Raw genomic sequence first — 16,841 nt, 5'->3', positions numbered from 1 at the left:
CAAATGGCAGACATCATGACGAAATCGCTTGCCCTGAAGATCGACGATGCGGAGCTGGAAACGGCCCCGGCATCGGCGCGTATCAAGCTTTCCGGCGTGCCCGACGATCGCGCGATGCTGCGCGCGGCGGCCGAGCTGACGCGCGACCTGCACACGCCCAACAAGCGCATCTACTGGACGGACATGCTCGTCTCGGCCGGCATCGGCTATGCCGCTTTCGCCGCGACGATCCTGGCGCCGACCTGGCCGCTGGCGCTGGTCGCCGGCGTGGTGGCGGTGCTCGCGCTCTATCGCGCCAGCCTGTTCATCCACGAGATCACGCACCTCAAGCATTCGCTGCTGCCGAACTTCCGGCTGGTGTGGAACCTTATCCTTGGCGTGCCGCTGCTCGTGCCCTCGTTCATGTACGAGGGCGTGCACACCATGCACCATGCGCGCACCCGCTATGGCACGGTCGAGGATCCCGAATATCTGCCGCTCGCGCTGATGAAGCCGTGGACGCTGCCGATGTTCCTGCTCGTCTCGATGCTGCTGCCGGTGGCGATGCTGATCCGCTTCGGCGTGCTCACCCCGCTGTCGCTGGTGATCCCGCCGCTGCGCCGCCTCGTCGTCGCGAAATATTCGGGCCTGCAGATCAACCCCAAATTCTCGCGCCGTGCGCCCGAGGGCGAGTTCCGCACCCAGTGGTACTGGCAGGAAGCCGGCGCGTGCATCTTCTCGATCGCGCTGATCACCGCGGTGGCGACAGGTGTTGTCTCGCTGCACGCCTTCGGCGTCTACCTTGCGGTGGTCGCCGGCGTGGCGGTGATCAACCAGGTCCGCACCCTCGTGGCGCATCTCTGGGAGAATGACGGCGAGCCGCTCACCGTGACGGCCCAGTATCTCGACAGCGTCAACGTGCCGACGCCGGGTTTCCTGGCCTATCTCTGGGCGCCGGTCGGCCTGCGCTACCACGCGCTGCACCATCTGCTGCCGAGCCTGCCCTATCACGCGCTGGACGAGGCGCACCGGCGCATCTCGACCGCGCTGGAAGAGGCGTCGGCCTATCACAAGGCCAACTATCCCACGCTGCGCGGGCTGATGCACCGCCTCGCCGCCAGCACGATGGGCGCCCGCTGAGCCAGCGGACAGGCTGAAACAGAAAAGGCCGGGCAGCGATGCCCGGCCTTTTTGCGTTTTTTGGATTCATTCCAATGTCACCCCGGCTCAAGGCCGGGGTGACGAGGGTTTCGGCGTCAGAACCTCAAATCGGCGACCATTCGATCGCTTCCTCGCCCTCGTCGTCTTCGGCGACCTTGTCATGCTCGCCGCCGATTTCCTCGAGCAGCTTGTCGAGCACCCAGTCGACTCCGACGCCGCTGGCGCCGGAGATCGGGATCACCGTGCTCCCGCTGGCTTCTTCCAGCTCGGCGGAAAGCGCCGCGATCAGCTCGTCGTCAAGCGTGTCGATCTTGTTGAGCGCGACGATCACCGGCTTGTCGACCAGCCCCGCGCCATAGGCTTCGAGTTCGCCGCGCACGATCCGGTAGCTCTCGGCGACATCGGGGTCATTGGCGTCGACCAGGTGGAGCAGCACTCGGCAGCGCTCGATATGGCCGAGGAACCGGTCACCGATGCCGGCGCCTTCCGCCGCGCCTTCGATCAGGCCGGGAATGTCGGCGACAACGAATTCCTGCATCTTGTGGCGCACCACGCCCAGCTGGGGGCGGGTGGTGGTGAAGGCATAGGCGCCCACCTTGGCCTGGGCGTTGGTCACCTGATTGATGAAGGTCGACTTGCCGGCATTGGGCAGCCCGACCAGACCCGCATCGGCGAGCAGCTTCAGGCGCAGCCAGACATAGGCTTCCTCGCTCGGCCAGCCGGTGCCGTGCTGGCGCGGGGCGCGGTTGGTCGAGGTCTTGTAGCTCGCATTGCCGCGGCCGCCGTCGCCGCCGCGCAGGAAGACGACGCGCTGGCCCTCCTCGGTCAGGTCGAGCAGCAGCGAGCGCTCCTCGTCATCGGCGAGGATCTGGGTGCCGATCGGCACCTTGATGACAAGGTCGTCGCCGCCCGCGCCGGTGCGGTTCGAGCCCGCGCCGCCATGGCCGCGCGGCGCACGGAAATGCTGGGTGTAGCGGAAGTCGATCAGCGTATTGAGGCCGGCAACGGCCTCGAACACGATGTCGCCGCCCTTGCCGCCATTGCCGCCGTCGGGGCCGCCATATTCGATGAACTTCTCGCGCCGGAAGCTGACGGCGCCCGGGCCGCCCGCGCCGGAGCGGACGAAGATCTTTGCCTGGTCCAGGAAATGCATCGCAGGCCCATAGGCGAATGTCGCAAATTCGTCACCCCATGGTGACGGACTATTTACGCTGGCGCGGGACAATCGCCGCCGAAACAGGCCGGGGATTGGGGCAAATGATCCGTGAGGTGTTGATCGGGTGCGCGCTGCTGGGCGGCGGAGGCTATTATGCGGTGTCTGCCTATCAGGCGCCGGACATCGTCCGCACGGTGAATGCGACGCCGCACGATACCTGGCGCGGCTTCGACCTGGTGCTGAACGGCGCGAAGGAGAGCTGGACCGGCTATGGCCCCGGCGGCGCGACGCCGGAAAAGGGCGTGAGCTGGCCCAAGGTGACGAGCGTCGATTCGAAGGAGATCGATTATCGCGTCAGCAATGACGGGGCGGAGGCGATCCACCTCAGGCTGCGCTTCGAGCCGCTGGAGGACGGCCGCAAGACGAAGCTTTCCTTCGATGCGGACTTCAAGGGCAGGGCCGCCATGGCCAATTACAACCCGCAGGTCCGCGCGGCGATGGAGAAGGTGCTCGACGAGTTCATCGTCCAGATCGAGAATGGCAGGGCAGTGAGCTCGGTCGAGCGTTTCCTCGATTTCGATCGCCAGCTGCGTGCCCGGCCGGGCTATGCCGAAGGGCAGCGCCAGGTCGAGCAGATGCGCCAGCGCCAGGCCCAGTCGGCGGCGGCCGCACCGATGATCGATCCCGACAGGGGCAAGCTCGATCCGAAAGGTGCCGATGTGACGCCCAGGAATCCGTCCTCGCGCTACTGACGCGCAACTTTCCTGCTGGCGCTGCCGGGAACCGGAGGTATAGGCTTTCGGTTCATGGAGGCGGCGCTCGCATGCGCCGGCGAGAAGAAACCAAGGCAACCGTCGCGCGCAGATGAACTCGATCGATCGGTACATGGCGCGGCTGATCGCGGTGCCCCTGATCTCGACATTGCTGATCTCGGCAATGCTGCTGGTGCTCGACCGCATGCTGCGGCTGTTCGAGTTCGTCGCAACCGAGGGCGGCCCGGTCAGCGTCGTCTGGCGGATGCTCGCCAACCTGCTTCCCGAATATCTCGGACTCGGCATCCCGATCGGCCTGATGCTGGGCTGTCTGCTCGCCTTCCGCCGCCTTGCCACCTCGTCGGAGCTCGACGTGCTGCGCGCGGTGGGGATCAGCTATACCCGCCTGCTCAAGGTGCCTTTCATGTATGCGCTGGCGCTGGCGGCGCTGAACCTGGCGATCGTCGGCTTCGTCCAGCCCTGGTCGCGCTACAATTACGAGCAGCTCCGCTTCGAGCTGCGCTCGGGCGCGCTCGGTGCCTCGATCAAGGTGGGCGAGTTCACCAGCTTCGGCGCCAAGATGACCATGCGCATCGAGGAGAGCAAGGACGAGGGCCGCAAGCTCTCGGGCATCTTCGTGCAGATGATGACGAAGGACGGCACGCCGGTCGCGGTCACCGCGCAGAGCGGCCAGTTCCTGCGCTCGGATGATCCCGACGTCATCATCTTCCGCCTGCAGAACGGTACGCTCGTCCATCAGGACAAGGGCTCGCCGGTGCCGCGCGTGCTGACCTTCACCACGCACAACCTGCCGATTCCGCTGCCCAAGTACGAGCAGTTCCGCACTCGTGGCGGCAAGAATATCGAGCGGACCCTGCCCGAGCTCGCGGTGATCGGCCGCAATCCGCAGTCGAGCGAGGAGGATCGCGAGACCAGCCGCGCCGCCTTCCACTTCCGCCTGGCGGAAGTCGTGTCGATGTTCCTGCTGCCGTTCCTCGCGGTGGCGCTCGGCGTGCCCCCCAAGCGCTCGACCTCGGCGCTCGGCGTGTTCCTGTCGATCGTGATGATCGTGACCTATCACAAGATCAACGAGTTCGGGCAGTCGTTCGGGGCCAGCGGCGCCGTCGATCCGATCATCGCGCTGTGGGGCCCGTTCTCGCTGTTCTGCGGGCTGGTGATGTGGATGTACTATCAGATCGCCTATGTGCCGGGCGGCCAGCCGATCGGCGGGCTCGAAAAGATGTTCTCCAAGCTCACCAAGTTCGTCCTGCGCTACATGCCCGGGCGGCGGCGCAAGCTGCGCAGGGATGAGGCCGCGGCATGATCCTGAGCCTTTTCCCGTCCCGGACCATGTCCACCTACATGGCGAGGATGTTCCTCACGCGCACCTTCGCCATCCTCGGTGCGCTGGTGCTGATCCTCCAGTCGCTCGACCTGCTGACCGAGAGCAACACGATCCTGGCCTATGCCGGCAACGGCGATGCCGAGATCTGGCGCTATGTCAGCCTGCGCGTGCCGCAGATCGCTGCGACCTTCCTGCCCTATTCGGTGCTGCTCGGCTCGATCCTGACGCTCAGCCAGCTCAACCAGAACAGCGAAGTGATCGCGATGAAGGCCTCGGGGCTTTCGGCGCATCAGGTGCTGGCGCCGCTGCTGCTCACCGGCATGGTGGTGGCGGCGATCTCCTTCGCCTTCAACGACCGGATCGTCACGCGCGCCACTTCCACGCTCGAGCAGTGGAAGAAGGTCAACTACGCCCCGCTGCCGATCGATCGCGGTGATCGCAGCAATGTCTGGGTGAAGGGTGACAACAACCTGATCCAGGTCCAGCAGATCCGCGGGCGCGGCGACGGCGCGCAGCTCTATGGCATCACCGTCTATGAGCGGCAGGACCGTTCGCTGACCGGGATTCTCACCGCGCCGCACGGCGTGCGCGATGGCGATGGCTGGCGCGTCGACAATGCCGAGCGCTTCACCATCGCGACCGGGCAGAAGGCCAAGGTCGGCAGCGTGGTGATCGGCCATAATATCCGCCCGGACCAGTTCACCCTGGCGCATGTCGATGCAGACAGCATGTCGTTCGGCACGCTCTACCAGGCGATCGGGGACCTGCAGGTCGCCGGCCGCCAGACCGAGGCGCTGGAAGGCGCGTTGTGGCACAAGCTCTCGGGCCCGCTCTCGGCGATCCTGATGCCGCTGCTCGGCGCCGTCGCGGGCTTCGGCCTGGCGCGCTCGGGCAAGCTGTTCGTCCGCGCGGTGATCGGCATGGCGCTCGGCTTCCTCTATTTCGTCGCCGACAATTTCGCGCTCGCGATGGGCAATCTCGGCGCCTATCCGCCGTTCCTCGCCGCCTGGGCACCGTTCCTGCTGTTCCTGATGATCGGCGAGGCGGTCCTCCTGCGCACCGAGGAATAGCTGGCGGGGCGGATGCCCCAAGCGTTCCTGTCTGGTCGTGGCGGATCGGGGGCCATATAGCGGCGCCCATGTCGCTCTTCCCGCCTGCTTCCTGCCCGCGCATCGTCGTCAAGATCGGTTCGGCCCTGCTGGTCGATCCGGATGGCAGCGTGCGCAGGGAATGGCTGGAGGGCATTGCCGCCGACATCGCCGCCCGCGTGCGCGAAGGGCAGCAGGTCGCGGTGGTCTCCTCGGGCGCGATCGCGCTCGGCGCCCGGCGCCTCAAGCTTGCCCGGGGCGGGCGCGCCAGCCTCGAGGATGCGCAGGCCGCCGCGGCGACCGGCCAGATCGAGCTGAGCCGCGTCTGGGCGGACGTGCTTGGCGCGAACGGCCTCACCGCCGCGCAGATGCTCGTCACCCTGGGCGACCTCGAGGATCGCCGCCGCTATCTCAATGCCGCCGCCACGCTTGACCGGCTGCTCGGCCTGGGCGTCGTGCCGGTGCTCAACGAGAATGACAGCGTCGCCACCGAGGAGATCCGCTTCGGCGACAATGACCGGCTCGCCGCCCGCGTCGCCCAGGCGGCCGGGGCAGGGGGCGTGGTGCTCCTCTCCGACATCGACGGCCTGTACGACCGCAATCCCGCGCTGCCCGGCGCCGTCCACATCCCGCGCGTCGAGCGGATCGACGGTGCGATCGAGAACATGGCCGACAGGGGCTCGGCCTCGGGCATGGGATCGGGCGGCATGGTCTCGAAGATCGCCGCCGCGCGCATCGCCAATGCCGCGGGCGCGCATCTCGCCATCGCCTCTGGCCGGATCGCGCATCCGCTCTCGGCCGAGGCCAGGCACACGCTGTTCGTCGCCGAGAAGGCAGCCCCCGCCCGCAAGGCCTGGCTGGCCGGCGGCATCACCGCGCACGGCACCATCCATGTCGATGCCGGCGCGGCCAGGGCATTGGGGCAGGGCCGCAGCCTGCTCGCCGCCGGCGCCACCCGCGTCGAGGGCGCGTTCTCGCGCGGCGACCTGGTCGTGATCGCTGGGCCGGACGGTAAGCCGCTCGCCCGCGGCCTTGCCGAATATCCGAGCGACGACGCCACCCGCATCCTCGGCCGCCGCAACGAGGATCAGGCCGAGCTGCTCGGCTATGCCCCGCGCTCGACACTCGTCCACCGCAGCCATATGGCGCTGCTGTGAGCACCATCGCCCTTACCGGCGGCACCGGCTTTGTCGGCAGCCGCCTGATCGCCCTTGCCCTTGAAGCCGGCCACCAGGTCCGCGCCCTCACGCGCCGCCCGCAGACCGAGCGCGCCGGTATCGCCTGGGTGCAGGGCGACCTGAACAACACCGCCGCCCTCGCCGAGCTGTGCGAAGGCGCCGACGCGGTCATCCATGTCGCCGGCGTAGTCAATGCGCCCGACAAGGCCGGCTTCGCCGCCGGCAATATCGACGGCACCCGCAACATGCTGGAGGCGGCCAAGGCCAGGGGCGTCCGCCGCTTCGTCCATGTCTCCTCGCTCGCCGCGCGCGAGCCCGAGCTCTCCGCCTATGGCTGGTCCAAGGCGGAAGGCGACAAGCTCGTCATGGAGTCCGGCCTCGACTGGGCGATGGTCCGCCCGCCCGCCATCTACGGCCCCGGCGACCTCGAGATGCTCGAGCTGTTCAAGCTGGCGAAACAGGGCCTTGCCGTCATGCCGCGCGGCGGCCGCATCTCGCTGATCGAGGTCGGTGATCTCGGCCGGTTGCTGCTCGCGCTCGCCACCACCGATGGCTGCAACCAGATCCTCGACGCGGATGACGGCACGCCCACCGGCTGGAGCCACAAGCAATTCTCGCAGGCGATCGGCACCGCGCTCGGCAAGCGCGTCGCTAGCTTCGCCCTGCCGCGTCCGCTGCTGATGGCCGGCGCGCATCTGGACCGGTTGCTGCGCGGCAAGAACGCCAAGCTCACCCCCGACCGCGTCGCCTATTTCTGCCACCAGGACTGGGTGATCGATTCGAGCCGCCGCCCGCCCGCCAATCTCTGGATGCCGCAGGTCGAAACCCCCGCCGGCCTCGCCGCCACCGCAGCCTGGTATCGCGAGCAGGGGCTGCTGTGACCCGCTGAGCCTCCGAGCATCCTAAAATGAAGGATGCTCAAGCTCATCATCTGGGACCTCGACGACACGCTCTGGTCCGGCACGCTGGCCGACGGCGACGCCGTACAGCTGCACCGGCACCGTGCCGAGCTGGTCCGCGCCTTCAACGCGCGGGGCGTCGTCTCCTCGATCTGCTCGAAGAACGACCACGCCACCGCCGAGGCGAAACTGCGCGAGCTCGGCCTGTGGGACGAGTTCGTCTTCCCCCATATCGCCTTCACCCCCAAGCCGGAGGCGATCCGCGCGATCATCGCCGACATGCAGCTGCGCCCCGCCGATGTGCTGTTCGTCGACGACAACCCGGCGAACCTGCGCGAAGTCGCCCATGCGATCCCCGAGATCCAGCTGCTCGAGATCACGCTATCGGATGCCGATGATCACCTCGCCGGCCTGCTCGCGCTCACCCCGCCTTCCAAGAGCCGCGTCGAGCGTTACCGGATGATGGAGCGCCGCAAGGCCGATCGCGCCGCGGTGCCCGCGCTCTCCAGCCATGAGTTCCTGCGCAGCTGCGGCCTCCAGGCGAGCGCGCCCTATCTCATGGACAATCTCGATTTCGCGCCCCGCATCGCCGACCTGATCAACCGCTCGAACCAGCTCAACTATACCGGCTCGCGCGTCGAGCAGGCGCGGCTGGAGGCGGACATCATCGATGTCGTCCGCTTCGACAGCTGGTCGATCTTCGCCTGGGATGCCTATGGCCGCCACGGGCTGGTCGGCTTCGTCATGGTCGATCGCGCCGCGGAGAAGCTCGCCCATTTCACATTCTCGTGCCGGATCATGCATATGGGCCTGGAAGCTTATGCGCTGTCCAAGGTCCGCGAGAAATGGCCGGCGATCGACACCAGCGCCTGGGACGGCCGCTTCGACCGTACCGAGCCGGACTGGATCGCCGATGCCGACTTCCACGATCCGCAGGTCCGCGCCGCGATCCTCGCCGAACAGGCGCCGCAATTGCTGGCCGAGCCGGCGGTGCGGGTCATGTTCGATTGCCAGTCCGGCGGCATCGCGCATTACAGCCGCTTCCGTCCGGCGATCGAGTTCGATCATCACCCGCGCGTCTTCGCGATGGCGATGATGGACGACGGCAGTTGGCGCGACCAGGATTTCCCGCCCTTCCTCGTCTATGGCGCCGCGGTCGACTATCTGGGCGGCCGTTGGGGCGATCGCTGGCCGCTGGTCGATATCGGCCTGTACGAGACCTGCCTCGTCCGGATGCTGATCATGCTGATCGAGCAAGAGCGCCGGATGCTGGTCGTCCTGCCGCCCGGGGACGCGCCCGAGGGCAAGTATCGTCTCACCCACAATCTCAGCCCTGAGCGCTGCCGCCGCCTCAACGCGCTGTGGCGCAAGGCCGCGCGCGAGAATCCGGAGCATCTCTGGGTGCTCGATGTCGCCGACATCGCCGGACCGGACGAGATGGCCGACGTCACCCACCTCCATGCCGGCCTGCTCCGGAAGATCGCCGGCCAGGTCGATTGCTGGATCGAGGCGGTCGCGCTGGGCGGCGGGGAAGGCCAGGCCGAGGCGGCGTGAAGCCTGCTTGTTCCCGGCTTTCGTCGGGGAACAGCCCAGGAAATCACGGAATGATGATGCTCGTATCCGCCTTCACCCGGTCGAGCGCGATCAGCGAGCGATAGCTGGCGATGAATTCCTTCTCCGCGAACAGCCTTTTGGTCAGCGCCGAATAGGCACGCATGTCCGACGTCACGATCACCAGCATGAAGCTCACCCCGCCGGTGACGTAATAGCATTGCTGCACCTCGGGCGTGTCGAGGAACATCCGCCGCGCCAGTTCCACCGTCGGCGCATGCTCGTTGATCAGCTGCACCTCGACGATCGAGGTGATGGTGAGCGGCACCGCATCGGGATCGACGATCGCCACGTTGCGCGCGATCACGCCCGACGCCTCCATCGCCGCGATCCGCCGCTGCACCGCCGCCGCCGACAGGTTCACCGCCTCGCCGATCCTGCGCTGCGGCATCTTGTTGTCCGCCTGCACGAGTCGAAGGATCGCCCGATCGAACGAGTCGAGCGCTCGTGGGGATTTGTCCTGTTCGCCTGCCATATGGCGAGTTTTTGTTGCATCCGGACGACTAATCAAGAGCGCTCAGCCCGCTATGATGATGATATTCCCCGTTCCCGAAGGGAATGCGCATGCCGAATGAACGCGGATCACTGGTACTGGGCGTGCTGTGCGGAGCCGCTGCCGGCGCGCTCTGGGGGCTGGTGTTCCTCGCGCCCGAACTGTCCCGCGCCTTCGGCCCGCTCGAGCTGACCATCGGCCGCTACCTTGCCTATGGCCTGATCTCCGCCGCGCTGATCGCCCCGCGCTGGCGCGGCCTCGCCGCCATGCTGGGGGCAGGGGAGTGGCGCGCGCTCGCCTGGCTCGCGCTCTCCGGCAACACGCTCTACTATATCCTCCTTGCCAGCTCGGTGCAGCTCGGCGGTGCGGCGATCACCGCGCTGGTGATCGGCTTCCTTCCCGTCGTCGTGACCATCGTCGGCAGCCGGGCGAAGGACGCGGTGCCGCTCGCCCGGCTCGCCCCTTCGCTGCTGCTTTGCGCCGCCGGCGCGGTCTGCATCGGCTGGCAGGCGCTGTTCCTGCCCTCGACCCGCCCGGTCAGCGCCCAGCTCGCCGGCCTGCTCTGCGCGATCGGCGCGCTCGCGTCCTGGGGCGCCTATGCGGTGTACAACAACCATATGCTGGCCCGGGTGAAGACCGTGTCCTCGCACGACTGGAGCCTGCTGATCGGCATCGCCACCGGCGTGCAGAGCCTGGCGTTGATCCCGCTCGCACTGCTGCTGGGCGTGCGCGGCCATGGCGCGGGTGACTGGGCGCTGTTCGTCGCGGTATCGGCCGGCGTGGCGGTGTTCGCCTCGATCGTCGGCAATGCGCTGTGGAACCGGATGAGCCGGCTTCTGCCCCTCACGCTTTCCGGACAGATGATCACCTTCGAGACGCTGTTCGCCTTGCTCTATGCCTTCGCCTGGGAGCATCGCGGGCCGACTGCGCTGGAGGCTGCGGCGTTCGTGCTGGTGGTTGCGAGCGTGGTGAGTTGCGTCGCGGCGCATCGGCGGAAAGAGCCGTTTGTGGGCCCAATTCCCCAACCGTCATCCTGAACTCGTTTCAGGGTCCAACGCGCCCCGGAGGATATCGCTGGTGGAGCGTTGGATGCTGAAACGAGTTCAGCATGACGAGGGAGTCAGGCCCCCATCATGCTCCGCGCCACCGCTTCGGCCGTCTTGATCCCGTCGATAGCGGCGGACAGGATCCCCCCCGCATAGCCCGCGCCTTCGCCCGCCGGGAACAGCTGCGCCACGTTCAGGCTCTGGTGGTCCTTGCCCCGCGTGATCCGCACCGGCGAAGAGGTTCGCGTCTCGACGCCGGTCATGATCGCATCATGATGGTCGTAGTTCGCGATCTGGCGGCCGAACACCGGCAGCGCCTCGCGGAACGCCTCGATCACGAAGCCCGGCAGGCACTCCAACAGGTCGGTCATCTTCACCCCCGGCTTGTACGAGGGGATGACTTCGCCGAGCGCGGTCGAGGCGCGGCCGGCGATCAGGTCGCCGACAAGCTGCCCCGGCGCATGATAGTTGGAGCCGCCGGCGATGAAGGCCATGTCCTCCCAGTGCCGTTGCAGCTCGATGCCCGCCAGCGGCCCGCCCGGAAAGTCCTTGGCCGGATCGATCGCGACGACCAGGCCCGAGTTCGCATTGAACTCGGCCCGCGAATACTGGCTCATCCCGTTGGTGACGACGCGGCCTTCCTCGGAAGTCGCCGCCACCACGCGCCCGCCCGGGCACATGCAGAAGCTGTAGACGCTGCGCCCGTTCGAGGCGTGATGCACCAGGCTGTACGCCGCCGCGCCCAGGTCCGGATGCCCGGCGCACTGGCCGAAGCGCGCCCGGTCGATCCAGCTCTGCGGATGCTCGATCCGAACGCCGATCGCAAAGGGCTTGGCCTCGATATGCACGCCGCGTCGGTGGAGCATCTCGAAGGTCGGGCGGGCGCTGTGCCCCACCGCGAGCACGACATGATCGGCCTCGAGGAAGCTGCCCGCACCCGTTGCAGGATCGTGCAGGTGGAGCCCGCGCACCTTCTGGTTGCCGTCGGGCGTGCGCTCCAGCTCGATATCGTCGACCCGGGTCTCCCAGCGATATTCGCCGCCCAGTTCCTCGATCGTGCGGCGCATGCTCTCGACCATGGTGACGAGCCGGAAGGTGCCGATATGCGGATGCGCTTCCCACAGGATATCGTCGGGCGCACCGGCCTTGACGAACTCCTCCAGCACCTTGCGGCCGAGGAAGCGCGGGTCCTTCACCCGGCAATAGAGCTTGCCGTCCGAGAAGGTGCCGGCGCCGCCTTCGCCGAACTGGACGTTCGAGTCCGGGTTGAGCTCGCCCCGGCGCCACAGGCCCCAGGTATCCTTGGTCCGCTGGCGCACCACCTTGCCGCGATCGAGGATAATCGGACGGAAGCCCATCTGTGCCAGGATCAGCCCGGCGAACAGCCCGCACGGCCCCGCGCCGATGACGACCGGTCGCAGCCCGCTCCAGCCGCTCGGCGCCATTACCGGGAAGGTGTAGGTCATGTCCGGGGTGGGGCGCAGGTCCTTGTCGTCCGGGAAGCGCGCCAGCACCGCGGCTTCGTCGGCCAGCTCGACATCCACCGTATAGACCAGCTGGATCGCATTGCGCCGGCGCGCGTCATTGCCGCGGCGATAGACTGCGTGGCTTTTCAGCTCGGCGGGCGCGATGCCCAGCCGTTTGACGATCGCCTCGGGCAGGGCCTCAGGCGAATGGTCGAGCGGCAGATAGAGTCCGGACAGGCGAAGCATCCCGGGCCTCTAGCGGGGAATGCGCCACCAGCCAAATTCCCCCTTCGTCACCCCGGCCTTGCGGCCAATGCGTCCTTGCAATGTAGGATTTCGTCTGGTTTCCTCCTCCCATGATCGGGTTCGGGCCCCTCGCTTCCGGAAAAGCGCTGCCGCGCCACGCCCGATTGCCCCAAAACAAAGTGAAACGATTTACCCCGACTCCCTTCACTTTGCCGCCGCGCATTGCCCCGTCGCTGGCCCGTTTGTGCCGCAATCGCTTGGCACTGCGGAACGATACCACTAGAGGGACCCCATGACCGACCGCGCTTCCGTCTTCGAGACCGTCACCGCCCAGATCGAGCCCTTCAACAAGAAGGGCGTCGCGCTGACCGACAGCACCACCTTCGCCGGCGACCTGGAGTGGGACAGCCTCACGGTGATGGATTTCGTCGCGGCGATCGAGGACGAGTTCGACATCATCATCACGATGAACATGCAGGCCGAGATCGAGAATATCGGCCAGCTGGTCGACGCCGTGCAGAAGCTCAAGGGCTGAGCCACGTGACCGACAGCCTGAACACCGCCGACGCGCTCCCCGCCAACCCGGCCGCCGTCGCGCCCGAAACCGACCTGATGTCGAAGTTCGATGCGCTGATCAACGAGCGCGAGCGGCTGCTCGCCAGCGGCGTCACCGACCCCTATGCGGTGGTGATGGAGCAGGTGAAGTCGCCCACCGAGGCGGTGATCAAGGGCAAGGACACGATCCTGCTCGGCACCTACAATTACATGGGCATGACGTTCGATCCGGACGTGATCCAGGCCGGCAAGGACGCGCTCGACAAGTTCGGCTCGGGCACCAATGGCAGCCGCATGCTCAACGGCACCTTCCACGACCATATGGACGTGGAACAGGCGCTGCGCGAATTCTACGGCGTCTCCGGCGCGATCGTCTTCTCGACCGGCTACATGGCCAATCTCGGCATGATCTCCACGCTCGTCGGCAAGGGCGAGTATGTCATCCTCGACGCCGACAGCCACGCCTCGATCTATGACGGTTGCAAGCAGGGCAATGCCGAGATCGTCCGCTTCCGCCACAACAGCGTCGAGGATCTCGACAAGCGCCTCGGCCGCCTGCCCAAGGGGGCCGGCAAGCTGGTCGTGCTCGAGGGCGTCTACTCGATGCTCGGCGACATCGCTCCGCTGAAGGAAATGGTCGAAGTCGCCAAGAAGCACGGCGCGATGGTGCTCTCGGACGAGGCCCATTCGATGGGGTTCTTCGGCCCGAACGGCCGCGGCGTCTATGAGGACCAGGGCCTGGAAGGCCAGGTCGACTTCGTCGTCGGCACCTTCTCCAAGTCGGTCGGCACCGTCGGCGGCTTCTGCGTGTCGAACCACCCGAAGTTCGAGGCGATCCGCCTCGCCTGCCGCCCGTACATCTTCACCGCCTCGCTGCCGCCGAGCGTGGTCGCCACCGCGGCGACTTCGATCCGCAAGCTGATGCACGCGCACAACAAGCGCGCGCATCTGTGGGAGAATGCCCGCACGCTGCACGCCGGCCTCAAGGAAATGGGCTTCAAGCTCGGCACCGAGAACCCCGATTCGGCGATCATCGCGGTGATCCTCGAGGACCAGGTCCAGGGCGCGATGATGTGGCAGGCGCTGCTCGAGGGCGGCCTCTATGTGAACCTCGCCCGCCCGCCGGCGACCCCGGCCGGCACCTTCCTGCTGCGCTGCTCGCTCTGCGCCGAGCACACCGCCGAGCAGATCCAGCGCGTGCTGGGCATGTTCAAGGCGGCGGGCCAGGCCGTGGGCGTCATCGCCTGATATCGGGATCCCTGGTTCCCCGGCGAAAGCCGGGGCCCGGGGTTTCTCTGCCGGGCCGCCTGTGGCCCTGGGCTCCGGCTTTCGCCGGGCAATAGCCAGGCCAAAGCGGGCACCGCGAGCAACGATCCGTCCCAAGGACGCTTTCCTACGCCGTCAGGGTCGATTAAAACCGAGCCCGTAATGAGTGAGAGTAACACCGCTCTGGAGCGTGCCGTCCGGGCGACGAACTGGCGGATGGCATTGCTCGGCGCGCTGGCGCTGCTCGGGATCGTCGTGCTTGCCGCCGTGGCGGTGATCCAGGCACGTACCGATGCCGAGCGCGATCGGGCGATCGCGCGCCAGCAGCATACGTTCGAAGTCATCATGCGGGTCAGCCAGCTGTCGGGCGCGATCCTGGGGGCGGAGGCGGCGCTCGGCCGCTATGTCGTCAGCGCCGACAAGAATCTCGGCCAGCAATATAGCGCGCAATGGGGCCGCGCCTCGGAACAGCTCAACCGGCTCCGCCAGCTGCTCGCCGACAATCCCGCCCAGCAGGCCCGCATCGTCCGGCTCAAGCAGGCGTTCGATGCCCGCGGCAAGGAGCTCGATACCACCGCGCTCTACTCCTCCTACAAGCGGCACAGCGATGCCTGGGGCAGCTATTACCAGGTCCGTGCCAGCCCGGCGCGCAGCCAGCTCGAATCGGTGCTCACCGAGATGGTCGATGCCGAGCGGGTGACGCTGCGCCAGCGCAGCCAGGCCGCTGCCGATCTCGTCGCCAATTCGGGCTTTGCATCCCGCCTGCTCACCGGCTTCGGCATATTGATCGTGCTGGGCGCGGTGCTGCTCGGCTGGATGGCGATCGAGGCGCAGGGCGAGCGCGCCGTCGCCGATGCCAATGCCGATGCCGAGCGCGAACGGGCGGAGGAACTGCAGGAAGCGGTAGCCGAAGCGACCGAGCAGCTCCGTGCCGAGGCCAGCGAGCGCGAAGCCGCGCAGGACCAGCTCCGCCAGGCGCAGAAGATGGAGGCGGTTGGCCAGCTCACTGGTGGAATCGCGCATGATTTCAACAATATGCTGGCGGTCGTGCTGGGCGGATTGGAACTGGCCAAGCGCCATCTCCACAATCGCGGCCCCGATGCGCAGAAGCATATCGAGAATGCGATGGAAGGCGCCAACCGTGCCGCCGCGCTCACCCGCCGCCTGCTCGCCTTCTCGCGCGCCGAGCCCCTGCTGCCCGAAGCGGTGGAGGCCGGCACGCTGATCGAGGGCATGACGGATCTGCTCGATCGCACGCTGGGCGACGGGATCGCGGTCACCACTGCCGATGCCGGCAGGCACTGGCGCATCTGGGTCGATCGCCACCAGCTCGAGAACGCGCTGCTCAATCTCGCGGTCAATGCCCGCGATGCGATGGAGGGGCAGGGTACCCTCAGCATCAACACCGGCGGTATCCGCCTGGCCGATCACCAGGTCGGCGAATGCCTGGCCGGCGATTATGTCTCGATCGAAGTGGGCGATACCGGTCAGGGGATGGCGCCCGAGGTGCTCGCGCGCGTGTTCGAGCCCTTCTTCACCACCAAGCCGGTCGGCAAGGGCACGGGCCTCGGGCTCAGCCAGATCTTCGGCTTCGTCCGCCAGTCGGGCGGCGAGATCGGCATCGATACCGCGCCGGGCAGGGGCACCCGCGTGACGCTCTATCTGCCGCGCCATATCGGCGAGGGCGAAGCGGCTGAGGCTTCCGCCGAATCGGGAGACGCGCCCGCGCATATCGGCCGTCCGCTCGAGATACTGGTGGTCGAGGACGATCCGCGCGTGCTGGCGGCGACGCTCGGCGCGCTCAAGGAGCTCGGCCACAGCGCCACCGGCTGCGATGATCCGCAGGCGGCGCCGGGCGCGCTCGCGCTGGTGCCCGGGCTCGATCTGATCGTGTCCGACGTGCTGATGCCCGGCCAGACCGGCCCGGAGATGATCGCCGCGCTCGGCGATCGGATCGAAGGGGTCGCGGTGCTGTTCGTCACCGGCTTCGCGGGCGAGGCCGATGCCGGCATCTTCAAGGGCCGCACCGTGCTGCGCAAGCCCTTCACCATCGCCGGGCTCGAAGCGGCGGTGAACGAAGCCATGGCCCATGAATCGCGCCGCGCCGGTAGGGCGGCGGCGGAGTAGCGCTGTCATGCTGAACTTGTTTCAGCATCCAACGTGCAACAGGGGAGGCGCTTGAGCCTCCTGCCCATCGCTCGTCGATAGTTGGACCCTGAAACAAGTTCAGGGTGACGAAGGAAGAAGGCTAGTCCGCCTTCGCGACCACCGGCTTGTAGTTCACCACGCACCAGTCCGGCGCGCAATTGGCCGCGGCCTCGATGATCGCGGCATAGCGTTCCACCACCGCGCAATCGGTGCCGGCGGCCTGGAGGAGGATCGGCCGGCGCGGCGTCTCGCGCGCGGCGCCGCTGGCGAAGTCCTCCAGCGAAGTGTCGCTGGCGCGCAGGACGCCCCACAGCGCCTCGCCGCCATTGTCGCGCACCTCATGGGCATTGGCGCTCTTCTTCGGCAGCTTCGTGCCCCATTGCGCCGACAGGTTGCAGCCCTTGTCCGGCACGGTCAGCGACAACAACGCGATCGAAAACAGGATCATGGCG

The 16,841-nt window shown here is 67.3% G+C and carries 15 protein-coding genes; 11 read left to right on the top strand and 4 right to left on the bottom strand.

Translation table 11 applies throughout. The features are described from left to right. The first annotated feature begins 15 nt into the window (after positions 1-15). Complete coding sequence (locus tag AAHM44_RS08845) at positions 16-1,119, top strand: fatty acid desaturase family protein (protein WP_184171325.1); 1,104 nt, start codon at positions 16-18, stop codon at positions 1,117-1,119. 124 nt (positions 1,120-1,243) lie between these two features. On the opposite strand, the gene obgE is transcribed toward AAHM44_RS08845, so the two are convergent. Beyond that, positions 1,244-2,293: a GTPase ObgE gene (gene obgE / locus AAHM44_RS08840; RefSeq protein ID WP_269575850.1), complete on the bottom strand. Its 1,050-nt coding sequence runs from the start codon at positions 2,291-2,293 to the stop codon at positions 1,244-1,246. Between the two features lie 104 nt (positions 2,294-2,397). Between obgE and AAHM44_RS08835 the strand changes: the two genes are divergently transcribed. The 6 genes from AAHM44_RS08835 (at position 2,398) to AAHM44_RS08810 (ending at position 9,112) form a co-directional block, all read left to right on the top strand. Then, positions 2,398-3,048 carry a hypothetical protein gene (locus AAHM44_RS08835; protein ID WP_342249740.1) on the top strand — a complete coding sequence of 217 codons (651 nt, stop codon included), beginning with the start codon at positions 2,398-2,400 and terminating at the stop codon, positions 3,046-3,048. Between the two features lie 112 nt (positions 3,049-3,160). Continuing rightward, positions 3,161-4,372: an LPS export ABC transporter permease LptF gene (gene lptF / locus AAHM44_RS08830; RefSeq protein WP_342249739.1), complete on the top strand. Its 1,212-nt coding sequence runs from the start codon at positions 3,161-3,163 to the stop codon at positions 4,370-4,372. Further along, positions 4,369-5,463: an LPS export ABC transporter permease LptG gene (gene lptG, locus AAHM44_RS08825; protein ID WP_342249738.1), complete on the top strand. Its 1,095-nt coding sequence runs from the start codon at positions 4,369-4,371 to the stop codon at positions 5,461-5,463. The genes lptF and lptG overlap by 4 nt, the downstream gene beginning before the upstream one ends. A gap of 68 nt (positions 5,464-5,531) precedes the next feature. Further along, entirely contained in the window at positions 5,532-6,638 is a 1,107-nt protein-coding gene (gene proB, locus AAHM44_RS08820; RefSeq protein ID WP_342249737.1) for a glutamate 5-kinase, read from the top strand. Continuing rightward, positions 6,635-7,540, top strand: a complete 906-nt coding sequence (locus AAHM44_RS08815) for an NAD-dependent epimerase/dehydratase family protein (protein ID WP_342249736.1) — start codon at positions 6,635-6,637, stop codon at positions 7,538-7,540. The genes proB and AAHM44_RS08815 overlap by 4 nt, the downstream gene beginning before the upstream one ends. 33 nt (positions 7,541-7,573) lie before the next feature. Next, positions 7,574-9,112 (top strand): HAD-IIIC family phosphatase, encoded by a 1,539-nt coding sequence (locus AAHM44_RS08810; protein WP_342249735.1) that lies wholly within the window; start codon positions 7,574-7,576, stop codon positions 9,110-9,112. Positions 9,113-9,155: 43 nt separating this feature from the next. Here AAHM44_RS08810 and AAHM44_RS08805 read toward each other — a convergent pair whose 3' ends face one another. After that, positions 9,156-9,644 (bottom strand): Lrp/AsnC family transcriptional regulator, encoded by a 489-nt coding sequence (locus AAHM44_RS08805; protein WP_342249734.1) that lies wholly within the window; start codon positions 9,642-9,644, stop codon positions 9,156-9,158. Positions 9,645-9,727: 83 nt separating this feature from the next. Here AAHM44_RS08805 and AAHM44_RS08800 point away from each other — a divergent pair, with 83 nt between their 5' ends. Continuing rightward, positions 9,728-10,699: a DMT family transporter gene (locus tag AAHM44_RS08800; RefSeq protein WP_446745975.1), complete on the top strand. Its 972-nt coding sequence runs from the start codon at positions 9,728-9,730 to the stop codon at positions 10,697-10,699. Between the two features lie 83 nt (positions 10,700-10,782). On the opposite strand, the gene AAHM44_RS08795 is transcribed toward AAHM44_RS08800, so the two are convergent. Continuing rightward, complete coding sequence (locus AAHM44_RS08795; RefSeq protein WP_342249732.1) at positions 10,783-12,420, bottom strand: NAD(P)/FAD-dependent oxidoreductase; 1,638 nt, start codon at positions 12,418-12,420, stop codon at positions 10,783-10,785. Between the two features lie 292 nt (positions 12,421-12,712). On the opposite strand from AAHM44_RS08795, the gene AAHM44_RS08790 reads away from it, so the two are divergent. The 3 genes from AAHM44_RS08790 (at position 12,713) to AAHM44_RS08780 (ending at position 16,368) form a co-directional block, all read left to right on the top strand. Next, positions 12,713-12,955, top strand: a complete 243-nt coding sequence (locus AAHM44_RS08790; RefSeq protein WP_116842527.1) for an acyl carrier protein — start codon at positions 12,713-12,715, stop codon at positions 12,953-12,955. A 77-nt stretch (positions 12,956-13,032) separates the two neighbouring features. Further along, on the top strand, positions 13,033-14,223 hold the full coding sequence (gene spt, locus AAHM44_RS08785) for a serine palmitoyltransferase (protein ID WP_446745976.1): 1,191 nt from the start codon (positions 13,033-13,035) through the stop codon (positions 14,221-14,223). Between the two features lie 180 nt (positions 14,224-14,403). Continuing rightward, a complete protein-coding gene (locus AAHM44_RS08780; RefSeq protein WP_342249730.1) occupies positions 14,404-16,368 on the top strand; it encodes an ATP-binding protein in 1,965 nt (654 codons plus the stop codon). Positions 16,369-16,489: 121 nt separating this feature from the next. Here the strand turns inward: AAHM44_RS08780 and AAHM44_RS08775 are convergent, their stop codons facing one another. After that, on the bottom strand, positions 16,490-16,837 hold the full coding sequence (locus AAHM44_RS08775; RefSeq protein ID WP_269575837.1) for a hypothetical protein: 348 nt from the start codon (positions 16,835-16,837) through the stop codon (positions 16,490-16,492). Between the last annotated feature and the right edge of the window lie 4 nt (positions 16,838-16,841).

Origin of the sequence: Sphingomonas sp. OTU376 (assembly GCF_038440415.1) — a bacterium.
GTDB lineage: Bacteria > Pseudomonadota > Alphaproteobacteria > Sphingomonadales > Sphingomonadaceae > Sphingomonas > Sphingomonas kyeonggiensis_A.
The sequence above is the reverse complement of the archived record's forward strand: the minus strand, read 5'-3'. Positions and strand labels throughout refer to the sequence as shown.